The following is a 14181-nucleotide window of genomic DNA, read 5'->3' as shown; positions in this document are numbered from 1 at the left end:
GTTCTCCTCAGTTCATTAGGCGGGTGATTCAGGCGGCGCGGTTCTGCGCACGACGTTCGATGGCGGCTGCCAGCGGGCGGGGATCGATCCAGGCGTCGACATCGACGTCGTGCTCGAGGAAGCCGTGGAGCCACAGGAAATTGGCCTGCCGCCTGAGCAGCGCGATGCGCTCGTCGGACAAGTCGGGATGGAGCGAGCGGTGGAAGTTGTTGCGGTACGCCGCCTCCACCCCGGCCGCACCGGCATGGGTTTCCGTCTGCAGGATTGCACGCACGGCGGGCAGGTTGTGCACCGCCCAGTCGGCCGCGCGCAGGGTCTGTTCAAGGAAGCGCACGACGAGGTCGAAATGATCGTCGAGCAGGTCCTGGCTCACCGTGATCGGGCGCGGGGTGCCGTTGTTCACGCGGGTATGGCGGCTGGGATAGCCGTCGAGATCGATGCCGACGACCACGCCTGCACGCTTCGCCGCGTCCACCGCCGATGCGCCCTTGACGTAGACCGCATCGACCGTGCCTGCCGCCAGCGCCTCGATCCCCGACCACATGTTGTCGAGGTTGAAGGCGGAATCCTCGGAGGCCGGAGCCAGCGCCACGTCCACGAAAGTCACGTCCTCCAGCGTCAGCCCGGCGATGCCGAGCGCGCCCTTGATCCCCGCCAGCGACATGCCGCGCGCGATGCTGGACCCGCGCGTCTCGCGCCAGGCGGGCAGCGCCACGCGCAGGCCCCCAGCTGCGCGGGTGCGATCGGGCCGGTCTCGGGGCGGACCAGCACAGCCTGCCACTCGTCGATCCAGGTCAGGCCGATCACCCGCGTCGGCGCGCCCTTCGCCTTGGTGGCGAGCGCGGGGATGTTGCCGCCCTCGCGGAACAGGCCGGGAAGGTCGTGCTCATTGTGATGCGCGCGCATGGCGCGGGGCTTGTCCTGCAGCGCCTCGACGCGCAGGCCGTCGCGGCCGAACTCCTCGCCCAGCCAGCCCAGAGAATGGGCGATGCCCGAGGCGGTCGGCACCGGGCAGCGGGTGAACAGTATGCGGTCCAGCCGCCCTGCCGCCGTCGCCTCGCCGATGGTGTGAATATTGTCGGTCATTGGAACTCCACTATGCCGACGATGAGAGCAAAGGCCGTGCCAACCGCGCACTTGCGCCGTTTCGAGCTATGGCTGAGAGGCAGGTGCGCAGATTTCACCAGCGCCCTGCCCCGCCGCTGCCCGGTTATGCTCACACCCACATCCGGTCGAAGCGCCAGGTCGGGAAGTGCGAGCGCTCCGCCGTGATCCCCCCGACGCGCGGGCCGACGCCGTCGAGCGTATTGGCGAAGCCCCAGATCAGCAGGCCGCCCTCGTCGTGCTGGATGCGCTGCATCCGGTGGACCAGCTCCGAGCGCGCGGCGAGATCGGGCTGGGCCAGCGCCTGATCGAACAGCGCGGTGAAGCGCGGGTCGTGGAAGTTGGTCTTGTTCGCCACCGCGCTCGGCGCGTCGATATGCAGCGCGGTGGACAGCCACGGCACCCCCAGCGTCCCGCCGGTGCTGACCTGCCAGTCGCGCCGCGCCGGTCCCGCGAACGTCGCCGCATCGACCTGCCGCAGCTTTACTTCCACCCCGGCCTGTTTCGCCTGCTCGACCAGCACCAGCGCGGCGGCGACGTTGGCCGGGCCGACCACCAGTTCGGTGCGGAGCCCCTCCTGCCCGGCCTGCCGCAGCAGGCTTTTCGCCTGATCGAGATCCTGACGGCGCTGGGCGATGCTCCGGTCGAACGTCGGGTCCTGCGGCGCGTAGAGGTCGTTGGCGATGCGCCCTTCGCCCTGCAGCGCGCGGCGCACCAGTTCGTCGCGGTCGACGAGCAGGCGGAAGGCCTGCCGCACCCGCACGTCGGCGAAGGGGCCGTCCTTCGTGTTCATGTCGAAGGACTGCCAGCCGTTGGTCGGCGAGGTGAGAATGCGCGCGCGGCGGTCGCTGCGGATCAGCCCGGCCTGCTCGGGCAGGATCGCGTTGGCAAGGTCGATCTGCCCCGCCAGCAGCGCGCCGATGCGGGCGGTCTGGTCCTTGAACTCGAGAATCTCGAGCGCATCGGGATAAGGGCGGTTCGGCTTGAAGTAATTGTCGAAGCGCGTGAACGTCGCGCGCTGACCGGGCTCGAACTTGTCGATCCGGTAAGGCCCGGCGCCGACCGGGTTGGTCACCGGATCGTAGTCCACCGGGACGATGCCGCCGAAGTTGGTCCAAGTCTCGGGCAGCGCCACGAAGCCGCGCCCTTCGCGGATCGGGATGCGCACGGTGCGCTCATCGAGCTTGCGCACCCCGTCGCGGTCCACCGGCGAAACCAGCGCTCCATAAGGCGAGGCCAGCTTCGGATCGGTGATGCGCCGGATCGAGAACAGCACGTCGTCCGCCGTGATGCTCTTGCCGTTGTGGAACTCCAGCCCGGGCTTCAGGCGGATGTCCCAGGCGCTGGCATTGGCGTTGGGCTCCACCGATTCCGCCAGCGCCAGCTTGGGCTGCATGGTGTCGTCCCACTCCCACAGCTTCGCGTACATCGCGAAGCCGCGGATCGTGCTGCCAAGGCCGAGCGGCTTGTGCGCGTCGAGGTTGCCCGAGCGCTCGCCATCGACGATGCCCAGCTTCAGCGTGCCGCCGCGCCGGGGCTTGGCTGGCGCGGTGCTGCCCGCCTCGCCGCTCTTGCCGCAGCCCGAGAGCAGCAGCGCCGCACCGGCCGCGCCGCCGATCAGGCCGCGCCGGGAAAGGTCCGCCGCCATCAGCCGTTCCCGCGCGCGGCAAGGCCACCGCCCGAGACGAGCGGCACCGGTTGCTCGTCCTCTACTGCCGCCAGTCGCGGCGCGCGGAAGCGGGGCAGCACATGCTCCCCGAGACGGTAGATTTCCTCCAGATGCGGGTAACCGTTGATGAAGAACCACGAGAGGCCGAGGTCGGCGAACTGGCGGATCTTGGCGGCGACATTCTCGTAGCTGCCGACGAAGGCGAAGCCCGGCGGGATGCCGATGTAGCCGAAGCCGCCCCACAAGTGCGGCTCCACGAACAGGTCGTCGAAGTCATTGACCGGGCGCCCGTTGTAGCGCTCGAACCGCTCGCGGTTGGTGTCGGACATGTGGGCAGAGCGTTCGGCGGCGGCCTTCACGGTGCCCGCGCGCACGCCTTCGTCGAAGAAGCGCCTGGCCTCGGCATAAGCGAGTTCGTCGGTCTCGCGGGCGATGGCGTCCACCGAGACGCCGAAGCGGATGTGGTCGGCGCGGCCGTACTTCGCCGCGCGCGCCTTCACGTCGGCGATGTTGCGGGCGACATGCTCGGGCGATTCCGCGAGGACGAGATAATAGTCCGAATGCTTCGCGGCCAGTTCCTTGGCGCCTTCGGAAGTGCCCGCCGAGCAGATCGTCGGGATCGGCGCACGCGCCAGCGGGCCGCGCAAGCCGCCGCCGTCGGCGCGGTAGTATCGGCCCTCGTAATGGAAGCTCTCGTTGCTCCAGAAGCCCTTGACCAGATCGAGGAACTCGATCGCGCGGGCATAGCGCTCGTCATGCGGCAGCGGCTCTCCATTGGCGCGCAGCAGACCGTCGGAGCCGCCCTGAATGATATTCCAGACGAGGCGCCCGCCGCTGACGCGCTGGAAGCTCGCCGCCATCTGCGTCGCCTGCCAGGGGCTGAAGTGGCCGGGATGGAAGGCATCGACGAAGCGCAGCCGCTTCGTCTCGCGCGCAAGGGCGGCGGAGACGATCCACGGCTCGTCCCCGAACGGCGCATTGACCAGCAGCGCGCCGGAGAACCCGTTGATCTCGGCGGCGCGGGCGACCTGCGAGAGATAGTCGATGTAGGCGAAGTCGCCGTCCTCGCCCGACGATACCGCGCCGGTGCTGGCGTGAGGCTGGCGGTTCCAGTCGCCGCGATTGCGGTTGTCTCCGGGGATATACTGGGTCTCGCCGTGCAGCGGCAGGCGGGCGAAGAACTCGATGGTCATGGGCAGTGCTCCACAGATGTGGGAACCGCAAAGCAGCATCCGTGCCAATGGGGGAAAGCGCGGGAGAAGCCGGGCGCGCGCTCCCGCAAGTGTGGAGAAAACAGCACCGCCGATGACGGGTTCTGCGCATCCGTGGTCGCGGGGGCTTCGACGATCTGGGCCTGACCCTTCGACAAGCTCAGGGTGAGCGGAGGTAGCGTAAACCTCTCAGCCCCGCTCAGGCTGAGCTTGTCGAAGCCCGTGCGGCGCGCGCCACTTTTGCCTCAGGGGCCCCTCATTCGTCATTGCTTCGCTACGCTCGCAATGACGAGGTGCGGTGAGGTCATACGAAAATACCCGCTGGCGAGTGCGGGCCTAACGCCGGGGGAAGATCAACGCATCCGAGAACATCGGGTCGGCGCCGGGAGCGTCCAAGCTGGGACGCGGGGGTTTGTGTTCCACCTGCTCTGACGAGCGGCCGGGTAGCGGTGGTCAGCCCGGCTCGACCTGAGTATTCCATCGGAGCCGTCCCGTATGACCGACGTTAGGGTTCGCGTCGTTGGCGGTCATGGGTCATCCGGGATAGCCTGCGCGTTGTCTGTCCAGAAGGACAAAGCGGTTCGAAGGACGTTTCCAGAGCCGAGAGGACGGTCCGGGTCTTCGTTGGGCGCGTGGGTTGCACGATCGCGGCTGAAACCGCATCCCGGCCCACGACGCCGACCCGATACACCTTTCCGGCGTGATCATCGCCGGATCGGATGCTGGACCATATAACCCATGTGGTTATAAATGTCAAGATGCCGTCTGCTTCAAATCCCACAGCAGCGCTGCGAACTGTGCAGCCATCCGGCCTCCCCATGCCTCGCTTCCCCGGAATCGCGCGGTTGGCATGCGCCTTGCTGAACGGCTTGCCCATTCCCGCAAGGAGAGCATGCGTGCCCCAGTCCCACCCCTCCGGCCGATCCGTTTCCGCAAGGACCGCGCGACATGACTGACCGGTCGCGCCGCGCATTTCTTGCCCGGGGCGCCTTGCTGTCGGGGGGACTGGCGCTGGGGACCGGGCTGCTGTCAGCCTGCGGCAAGGACGCGCCCGCTACCGCCGCCCGCGGCAGGCCGCAGCGCGGCGGCAAGGCCCGCATCGCCATCATCTCGGGCGCGCAGACCGGCAATCTCGACGCGCACAAGCCGCTCGGCACCGGCTCGTTCCGGGGCTGGGCGCTTTACAGCAAGCTGTGGGAATGGAACCGCCAGGCCAACCCCGAACTGGCGCTCGCCGAGTTCGCCGATGTCAATGACGACGCGACGCAGTGGACCATCCGCCTCAGGAAAGGGCTGGAATTCCACCACGGCAAATCGATCCGCGCCGAAGACGTCATCTACTCCCTGCGCCGCCTGACCGACCCGGCGCTGGCGTCGCCCTACGGTTCCTACATCCCCGGATTGCAGCGCGACGGGATCAGGGCGCTCGATCCGCTGACCGTCACCATCCCGTTCGAACCGGGCCACGGCCTTGCCGCCCTGCCCGAACTGTGGATGAGCTGGGGCGGCATCGTGCCGACCGACTACGATCCGGTGAAGAACCCGGTCGGCGCCGGGCCTTACCGCCTCAAGAGCTTCACGCCCGGCCAGCGTTCGGTCTTCAGCCGGTTCGAGAACTACTACAAGCCGGAACAGCCCTGGCTGGACGAGGTCGAGATCATCGACTTCAAGGACCCGATCGCGCGGCTGCAGGCGATGCAGACCGGGCAGGTGGACGTGGCGCCGACGATCGGCTTCGAGCAACTCGCCTTCTTCAAGTCCTCCGACCAGTTCCAGCTCGTCTCCTCCGAGACCGATGGCTGGCAGGGCTTCGCGATGAACCTGAGCAAAGCGCCATTCGACGATCCGCGCGTGGCGAAGGCCTTCCGTCTGATCGCCGACCGCGAGGAACTGGTGAAGCGCGTGCTGCACGGCCAGGGCCGCGTGGCGAACGACCTCTATTCGCCCAGCGACCCGACGTTCGACCACACCATCCCGCAGCGCCGGCGCGACATCGCCGAAGCGCGCAGCCTGCTGCGCTCGGCTGGACATGGCAGCAGGCTGACGGTGGAACTGGTGACGACGGCAGGTGCGGGCGGCAATGCCGCGATCGTGTTCGCCGAGCAGGCCCGAGAAGCCGGCGTCACGGTGAAGATCAGGTTGGTGGACGATTCCATCTTCGCCGGGCCGGACAAGAACCACTGGACCTTCAGCACCGTGTCGGGCGTGTCCCGCCCGTTCCTGCTCACGCTGCAGCAGCATGACGGGCCGCGCTCGGCGGGCAACAAAACGCATTTCGACGATGCACAGTTCACCCGCCTCGTCACGCAGGCCGCAGCCCAGCCCGATGTCGAGAAGCGCAAGGCCCTCGTCAGCGCGGCGCAGCGCATCCAGCACGACAAGGGCGGTCTGCTGATCTGGGGCTTTTCCAACAACCAGGACGCCGCCGCCAATGCCATCGGCGGCGTCACGCCCGACCGCACCGCCTTTTCCGCCTGGCGCACCGACGCGCTTTGGCGGCGCGCCTGACCTGACCATCACTCTACGGAGCACTCCACTTTGCCCCTACCCGTCCGTCATTGCGAGCGAAGCGAAGCAATCCAGGGCAGTTGACGCCGCTGTTGATTGCCGCGCGGCTGCGCCGCTCGCAATGACGAAAGGAAGGAACCGAGGCCATCCACTTCAGACCCCGTAAAGGATACGATCATGAGCGATACGGAAATCCTGTTCACCCGCTGCGGCGGCGCCACTGCCTCCACCATCGCGATCCAGCAGGGCTTCCTGCACGACGAGTTCGGCGATGACGTCACCTTGCGCTCGCTGCAGGAATCGGGCGACGCGGCGGTGCGCGAGAGCCACTTCGATCACTCGATCCCCTCGATGTTCCGCGAAGGCGGCAACATTCCTCCCATCTGGGCCCGCGCGAAGGGCGCGGACACGGTGGTGCTGGCGATCAGCTGGGTGGACGAATTCCAGTCCATCGTCACCCGCGCCGACAGCGACATCCGCACGCTGGCGGACCTCAGGGGCAAGCGGCTGGCGGTGCCGCTCTATGCCGGCATCTCGATCGACTTCCAGCGCGGCGCCAACTTCCACGGGCTCGCCAACGGGCTGGCGGTCGCGGGCCTCACCCGCGACGACGTGACTTTCGTGGACGTGCCGGTGGAGCGCAACGTCTACGGCGCCAACGGGCGGGGATCGGGGGCGGCGGAACTGGACGCGCTGTTCGACGGGCGCGTGGACGCCGTGTTCCTGCGCCAGTCCTCCGGCCTGCGCCTGCTGCGCGAACATGGCACGGCCCTGCACGAACTCGTGCGCCTGACCGACGAGCCCAATCCGCTCCACCGCATCAACAACGGCACCCCGCGTCCGCTGACCGTCCACCGCAGCTTCCTGGAGCAGAACCGCAACCTCGTGGTGCGCTACATCGCCGCGCTGCTGCGCGCAGCCGAATGGGCCGAGGCCAATCCGGAAGCCGCGCTCGATGCCCTGACCGCCGAAGACGGCCGTTCGGACCGCGAGACGATCGCCGCCACCTTCCCGCGCTACGCCACCAGCCTCCACCCGCGCCTGACCGAGGACTATGTGGCGGGCCTCTCGGCGCAGAAGGACTTCCTGCGCGACTGGGGCTTTCTGGAGGCGGACTTCGACGTCGCCGCGTGGATCGATCGCGGCCCGCTGATCGAGGCGCGCACCCTGATCGCCGCCGAAAGCCGTGTCGCCGCCGAATAAGGAGAGCAAGCCATGACCGACAGCATCGACATCGAACTGGCCGACTATATCGCCAGGGCCCGCGACGAGGCAGCGCACGCCTTCCGGTTCCTCAAGGACAGCGGCACGCTGACCGCCAGCCTGATCTTCAACGTCGCGCACAAGGTGCCCGATCGCGACGTCCTGCTCGCGTTCCGCTTTCCCTCGCCGTGGTCGCGCGACAGGGAGGTGAAAGTCACCGTCTCGCGCTTCTCGGACGCGAAGGACTCCGTGCTGAACGAGGCACGGCTGGGCGCGGATACGCTGATCCACGCCCATACGCCGCACCTTGCCGCATGGTCGCTGGCGCACAAGCCGTTCCCGATCCTCTACGTCGCGGCCCAGCGCCACCTGCTCGCGCGCGAGATTCCCAACCATCTGGAGCGCCGTGTCAGCGTGCTGGAGACGATCCGCGAGCGGCTGGACACCTACCCCGACCTCGCACCGCCACCGGGCCTGCTGGAAAGCAACGGCGGCGCGAACTTCTGGGGCAAGGGCATCGTCGATACAGCGCAGCTTGTCCTGCTGATCGAGGAATCCGCCCGCCTTCAGGCCATCGCCGCGCAGATCGGCGGGGCGCAGGTCTATACCGAAGGTGCGCTCGACCTGCAGTGGAAGCGCACCGGGCTGCTCGAAAAGGGCCGCTCGTTCACCCGCGAATTCGCACCGGCCTGAGGGGGCAACGGCCGGTGCCCGCAGGAAGGGCCGCCGCTTGCGACCCCGGCGGCCCTTCCTGTCGGTTAAACTCGGTTCATCACCAAATTCCGTCATTGCGAGCGCAGCGAAGCAATCCAGGGCGGTTTACGCGGCCCTGGATTGCTTCGCTGCGCTCGCAATGACGAAGGAGCTCAGAGCACCTGCACCGCATCCTCGAACGACAGCCGCACGCCGCGTTCGGAAATCTGGCTGCGATCACCGTAGCCAAGGTTGAGCACCAGTAGCGAGCGATAACGCCCGTCGGGGAAGAACGCGCGGTCCAGCGCCGCCGCGTCGAAGCCGGTCATCGGCCCCGCATCCAGACCCAGCGAGCGCGCCGCCACGATCAGGAAGCCCGCCTGCAGCGCGGTGTTGAACACGCCCGCCGACTCCCGCTTCGCAGGATCGGTGAAGAAGCCACTGAGATCGCGGCCCGGATGGATCTGCGGCAGGCGCTCGGGAAACGCGCTGTCCCATGCGACGATAGCGTTGAGCGGCGCCGCCAGCGCCTTGTCGCGGTTGCTGCTGGACAGCACCGCGCCCAGCCGCTCACGCGCCTCGGCCGACCGGATGAAGACGAAGCGCGCGGGCTGCGAATTGAAGCCGGTGGGCGCCAGCTTGGTCAATTCGTAGAGTTCGCGCACCGTCTCCTCCCCGACGGCGCGCGGCTGGTAGCGGTGGTTGCTGCGGGCATTGCCGAAGATCTGGTCGAGCGATGTTACGGGCAAAATCGTGGTGGTCATGCGCTATCTCCTCAGGCGACCGACAGCAGCGGCCGGGTGCGCCGGGCATTGAGCAGCGGCACCTCGAACCCGTGGTCGAGGTCGAGCAGCGGGAACAGCAGGTGCGCCACGCGGTGCGCTTCCTCGATCAGCGGCCAGCCCGACAGGATGAACGATTTCGCCCCCGTGCCTCGAACTCGCGGATGCGGGCGGCGACGTTCTCGGCGCTGCCGACCAGCGTGGTGCCCGCGCCCGGGCCGAGGATGCCGAAGCCGTGCAGCGCTGGGCCGGTCCAGATGTTCGGGTATATCTCGAAGTCGCGGGCCTTGGGCCACCGCCCGCTGCGCAAGGTGTCGAGGTTGCGGTTCACTTGCGGATCGGCGCTGCGGTAGGTCTCCAGCGTCTCGCCCGGCGGCAGGAAGCGCTTGAGGCCCTGGTATGCATAATCGAGCGAGGTCTGGTCGATCAGCCACTGCGCGTAGTCCCAGGCCTCTTCCTCGGTCTCGCGCACGATGATCTGGAGGCGGGTGCCGTAATCCAGCGTGCGGCCCAGCTTCGCGGCCTCCGCGCCGACCCGGCGGAACTTGTCGCCGAGGCGCGGCGGGGTGTCGGCGAAGCTCAGGTACGTATCGAGCAGCTGCACCGAATGGGCCACCCCGGGCGCGGACGTGCCCGCGCCCCACAGCGGGACGGACGGACGCTCCGCCCCTTCGTGGGCCGGGCGATAGCCGCGCGCGGGCGGCGGGGTAAGCTGGATATACTTGCCGTGGAAGCCCTCCGGATCGCCCGAATAGGCATGCTTGAAGGCGCGCCAGTATTCGAGGCTGTAGTCGTAGCGCTCGTCATGTTCGAGGAACATGCCGTAAGCCTGCTGCGTCGCATCGTTGCCGTTCACCGCGTTCAGCGCCAGACGTCCGCCCGAGAAATTGTTGATAGTCAGCGCGATCTGCGCCAGCTTGGCGGGCGAGAGCAGGCCCGGATGGATCGCGCCCAGGAACGTCATGCGCTTCGTCACCGAAAGCGTCGCGGCGGCCACAGTCAGGACGTCATTACCGCCATAGCCGGTCGCCAGGAGGGCGCCGTAGAAGCCCAGCTTATCGATCGTCGCGGCCAGTTGCTGAAGGTGGTCGAAGCCGGTGTCCCAGCGGCCCTTTTCCTCCCAAGGGACCACGCCGTCCGGTGCGGTGAGATACCAGAGTAGCTTGACTGCCATATGCCTCGACCTTTCGCTGTTGTGCTTGAAGCGAGGAAGCAAGTTTCGGGCCATCGCGGGTTATTGTGGTATTTCAGCGATATATTCTGGGTGTGCGGTAATGCCATGCTGCGAAATCACCATTACCGGCGGTGGTGCTTGAGCGGCAGGGGCTTCGATAAGCTCAGCCTGAGCGGTGTCGAGAGGATTTCCCCCGGAACCCGCTCAGGCTGAGCTTGTCGAAGCCCCTGCATCCCACGCCGACAGCAGTGTTCCGGACTGTTCAAAGCCCCACAACGCTGCACAAATTCCACCACCACCCGACAATACTATAACATTGAAATATCTGCATAAATATCAATGGCACGCGCTTTGCTTAGCAGCCTGTAAGGGTGGAGCGGCCGCACCGGGGGTCCGCATGAGGGTTTCGGCTCCGCCTTGAAGACACCGGCCGCAAGAGACCGAATTGCCGGGTCGAAGCAGGAGCATCCCATGCGCGTCACCAAGTACCTTATCGCCGCCAGCGCCCTGTCGCTGGCGTTCACCGCCACCGCCCATGCCGAGACCGCCGAGGAGGCGGCCGCCGAAACCGCAGACAGGGACGGGGACGCGATCACCGTCAACGGCGAGCGCCTGAACAAGGAAACCTCGATCCTTTCGAGCCGCGCGCCGACTTCGATCTACGGCACCGGCGAGACGCTGCTGAACACGCCGCGCTCGGTCACCCAGATCAATACCGAGCAGCTCACCAAGGACATCATCACCAGCTCCGACGATCTCGCCAAGTACGCGCCGGGCATCACGCGCGGCGGCGGGCAGAACGCAGGGATCGTTCCGACCTTGCGCGCGCAAGGCTCCGAAGTGTTCCAGGACGGCCAGCGCGGCTATGCTGTACGCCACCCGGCGAACTTCAACGCCTACGAAGGCGCGGACATCGTCGCCGGTCCCTCTTCGGTGATCTTCGGTTCGGTGACGGGCAGCGGCGGCTATATCAACTACCTGACCAAGAAGCCGGACTTCGACCAGCGCCGCTCCAGCCTGACGACGCGCATCGGCTCGATCATTCCGGACGGCAAGTCGAAGTTCGGCTTCACCGTGACCGGCGACGATACCGCACCGATCAGCGACACCCTGGCTTACCGCACCAGCATCACGGTGCAGAAGCAGGACGACTACTACGACAAAGTGAAGAACAACTTCTACGCCTTTTACGGCGCGCTGGCATGGAAGCCCGCCAGCAACTTCCGCGCCGACCTCAACGCCTCTTACGACAACTATTACGACTGGAACGTCACGCACGGCTGGAACCGCGCGACGCAGTCGCTGGTGGACGACGGCCTCTATTACGCGGGCCGGGCGACGCCGATCATCCAGAACGGCTCGACCTATTGGTCGCCGGTCTTCGCCTCGGGTGACGCGAATTCCGCCACCACCGGCTGGGTGCAGCGCGCGCGCAATTCCGCGGGCCAGTACGTGGTCGTCGATGGCACGTTCCAGACCGCCTCGCCCAACACCCAGACGAGCCCCGGCACCGTGCGCGGCTGGGTCTACGACCCGACGCTGGAAGGCAACGAACTGACGAAGATCTCCCGCCAGCGCTCGCAGCGCGCGGAGGACCAGAACACCTCCAGGCGCTTTACCGCGCAGCTCAAGCTGAACTGGGACGTCGGCGAGCACACCAGCTTGGTCAACAGCACGTTCTACGAGCGCTCCAGCGACACCACCGACGCCACCGGATCGTTCCAGGTGCAGTCGCGCGACCGAATCTTCGACAACCGCCTCGAGGTGCGCCACAGCTTCGAGTTCGGCGGCGGCATCGTCGACGACAGCAATACCGGCGTGATCTACCGGCGCGAGACCAACCGCTCGATCTCGGCGAACAACAGCTTCGGCACGAGCATCTACGCCTACGACCTGACGCTCGATCCCTCGACCAAGAACCCGGGCGACCTGCTGGGCATAACCACCGCCAATCCCAACGGCGGCAACGCGGCGTGGATCGGCACGGCGGGCCAGCCGCAGTATTCCAACTACTTCGGCTGGCTGAGCCTGCCGCCGATGTATTACGCAGGCAACGGTCTCTACGCGGAATCGGTCGCCGCCTATACCTCGCAGACGGCCTGGACGACGATCACCGCCTTCACCCAGCACAACCTCAAGTTCGGCGACTTCGCGGGGCTGAACGTGGGCGGCAGCCGCAGCTGGGTCGATGCCTCGATCAGGAACCCCTTCCCGCTGCCCGGCGCCAGCGAGCGCAAGGACGACGGCGACTACACGCTCTATTCGGTGCAGGTCAGCCCTTACGTCAAGCCGACCGCAAGCTCGACGATCTACTTCACGTACGACCGCTCGATCGCGATCAACACCGGCCTGTTCTCCAACGGGCTCACCTGGGGCAGCGGCGCGGCGGCGAACCTGCTCAACCCGTTGCAGTTCAAAAGCCTGAGCGAACTTTACGAAGTCGGCATCAAGGCCGAGCCGATCGCGGGCCAGCTGTTCGTGACCCTCTCCGGCTTCAAGCAGGCGCGCGACCAGAGCCCCGACCAGTTCAACAACATCGCCCGCCTCAAGGTGAAGGGCATCGAGACCACCCTGCGCTACCAGCCGAGCGAAGCCTGGCGCACCGGGCTGAACTTCAACTACCTGTCCGCCTACAACGAATACACCTCGCAGGCCGGTTTCGCCCCACGCGGCTTCGTGGCGGACAACGGAACGGTGTTCAGCGACAGCAACGTCCTCAACCAACTGCCGGCGGGCCGCTTCGACGCGGTGCAGATCCCCAAGTACAACCTCAGCGGCTACCTCGACTGGCGCCACCCTTCGGGCTTCGGCGCGGAACTGTCGGGCTGGCTGACGAGCCCGTGGTATCTCAACCTCAGCAAGACGGTGCGCATCCCCACCAGCTACAACCTCGACCTTGGCCTGTTCTACCGCCAGCCGCGCTGGAACGCGCAGATCCAGGTGCAGAACCTGACCGACCAGCTGAACTTCGTGAGCGGCCTGACAGGCTCGACCAACACCTTCCTGCAGCCCACGCGCGGGCGCTCGATCACGGCGCAGTTCGGCTTCAACTTCTGACGGCGAAACGCCCCGTCCCGGTAGCGGGACGGGCGTGATACCAAGCGATACAAATTACTTTTAAGATATATCTTGATTGACGCTTATCCATCCTTATCCTGAGACGGCAAGGCACTCACCGAGTCCCCGGACATGAAACGGGACGCCGTCGATCAAGGACAGGACATGGACGATAAAGTCAGCGCGGTGCTGGAAGGCTATCACGCCCGCATCGCGCACGAACGCACGCAGCCCTTCACGCCCGGGTCCAGGGACGACCGGCTTCTCGCCGTCGGGCCGGACACCGGGCGGCTCATCAACCTGATCGCGCGCAGCCTCGATGCGCCCACGATCCTGGAGATCGGCACGTCCTACGGCTATTCCGGCATCTGGCTGGCCGAGGCGGCGCGCGCCTCGGGCGGCAAGGTCATCACGCTGGAACTGCAGGACTACAAGTCCGCCCACGCCCGCGAGCAGGCGGCGGCGGCGGGACTTGCCGAATACATCGACTTCCGCGTCGGCGACGCACTGCAACTGATCGCGGCGATCGACGAACCGATCGACTTCGTCCTGCTCGACTTGTGGAAAGACCTCTACGTACCCGCCCTCGACGCCTTCTATCCCAGGCTGGCGCCGGGCGCGGTGATCGTCGCCGACAACATCATCCGGCCGGGCGGCGATAACGCCCGCGCCTATGTCGAGGCCGTGCGCGCCAAACCCGGCGTGACGAGCATCCTGCTGCCCGTGGGCACCGGGATCGAAGTCAGCCGCTATGCGCCCGCCTGAATCCAGGAGCTATCC

The 14181-nt window shown here is 66.8% G+C and carries 8 protein-coding genes and 2 pseudogenes; 5 read left to right on the top strand and 5 right to left on the bottom strand.

Annotated features, from left to right (window positions below; all coding sequences use genetic code 11):
- Positions 1–28 precede the first annotated feature (28 nt).
- The 3 genes and pseudogenes from KZO24_RS18560 to KZO24_RS18550 all read right to left on the bottom strand — a co-directional run bounded on the left by KZO24_RS18560 (position 29) and on the right by KZO24_RS18550 (position 3966).
- Positions 29–1086 (bottom strand): annotated as a pseudogene (locus KZO24_RS18560) (ABC transporter substrate-binding protein).
- Positions 1087–1216: 130 nt separating this feature from the next.
- Positions 1217–2752: an ABC transporter substrate-binding protein gene (locus KZO24_RS18555; RefSeq protein WP_486487526.1), complete on the bottom strand. Its 1536-nt coding sequence runs from the start codon at positions 2750–2752 to the stop codon at positions 1217–1219.
- A complete protein-coding gene (locus KZO24_RS18550; RefSeq protein WP_271183082.1) occupies positions 2752–3966 on the bottom strand; it encodes an LLM class flavin-dependent oxidoreductase in 1215 nt (404 codons plus the stop codon). The genes KZO24_RS18555 and KZO24_RS18550 overlap by 1 nt, the downstream gene beginning before the upstream one ends.
- Before the next feature lie 966 nt (positions 3967–4932).
- On the opposite strand from KZO24_RS18550, the gene KZO24_RS18545 reads away from it, so the two are divergent.
- The 3 genes from KZO24_RS18545 to KZO24_RS18535 all read left to right on the top strand — a co-directional run bounded on the left by KZO24_RS18545 (position 4933) and on the right by KZO24_RS18535 (position 8388).
- Positions 4933–6492: an ABC transporter substrate-binding protein gene (locus tag KZO24_RS18545; protein WP_271183083.1), complete on the top strand. Its 1560-nt coding sequence runs from the start codon at positions 4933–4935 to the stop codon at positions 6490–6492.
- 177 nt (positions 6493–6669) lie between these two features.
- Positions 6670–7695 (top strand): ABC transporter substrate-binding protein, encoded by a 1026-nt coding sequence (locus KZO24_RS18540; RefSeq protein ID WP_271183084.1) that lies wholly within the window; start codon positions 6670–6672, stop codon positions 7693–7695.
- A 12-nt stretch (positions 7696–7707) separates the two neighbouring features.
- Complete coding sequence (locus KZO24_RS18535) at positions 7708–8388, top strand: class II aldolase/adducin family protein (RefSeq protein WP_271183085.1); 681 nt, start codon at positions 7708–7710, stop codon at positions 8386–8388.
- Between the two features lie 173 nt (positions 8389–8561).
- Here the strand turns inward: KZO24_RS18535 and KZO24_RS18530 are convergent, their stop codons facing one another.
- Both KZO24_RS18530 and KZO24_RS18525 read right to left on the bottom strand, forming a co-directional pair.
- Entirely contained in the window at positions 8562–9152 is a 591-nt protein-coding gene (locus KZO24_RS18530; RefSeq protein WP_271183086.1) for a malonic semialdehyde reductase, read from the bottom strand.
- 11 nt (positions 9153–9163) lie between these two features.
- A pseudogene (locus KZO24_RS18525) lies at positions 9164–10344 on the bottom strand (LLM class flavin-dependent oxidoreductase).
- A gap of 471 nt (positions 10345–10815) precedes the next feature.
- Here KZO24_RS18525 and KZO24_RS18520 point away from each other — a divergent pair.
- Together KZO24_RS18520 and KZO24_RS18515 are read left to right on the top strand one after the other, a co-directional pair.
- The gene (locus KZO24_RS18520; RefSeq protein WP_271183088.1) at positions 10816–13401 is read left to right on the top strand and encodes a TonB-dependent receptor; all 2586 of its coding nucleotides are present in this window, start codon (positions 10816–10818) and stop codon (positions 13399–13401) included.
- A 165-nt stretch (positions 13402–13566) separates the two neighbouring features.
- The gene (locus tag KZO24_RS18515; RefSeq protein ID WP_271183089.1) at positions 13567–14166 is read left to right on the top strand and encodes an O-methyltransferase; all 600 of its coding nucleotides are present in this window, start codon (positions 13567–13569) and stop codon (positions 14164–14166) included.
- The last annotated feature ends 15 nt before the right edge of the window (positions 14167–14181 follow it).

This window comes from Novosphingobium sp. NFX11 (assembly GCF_057376415.1).
The sequence above is the reverse complement of the archived record's forward strand: the minus strand, read 5'-3'. Positions and strand labels throughout refer to the sequence as shown.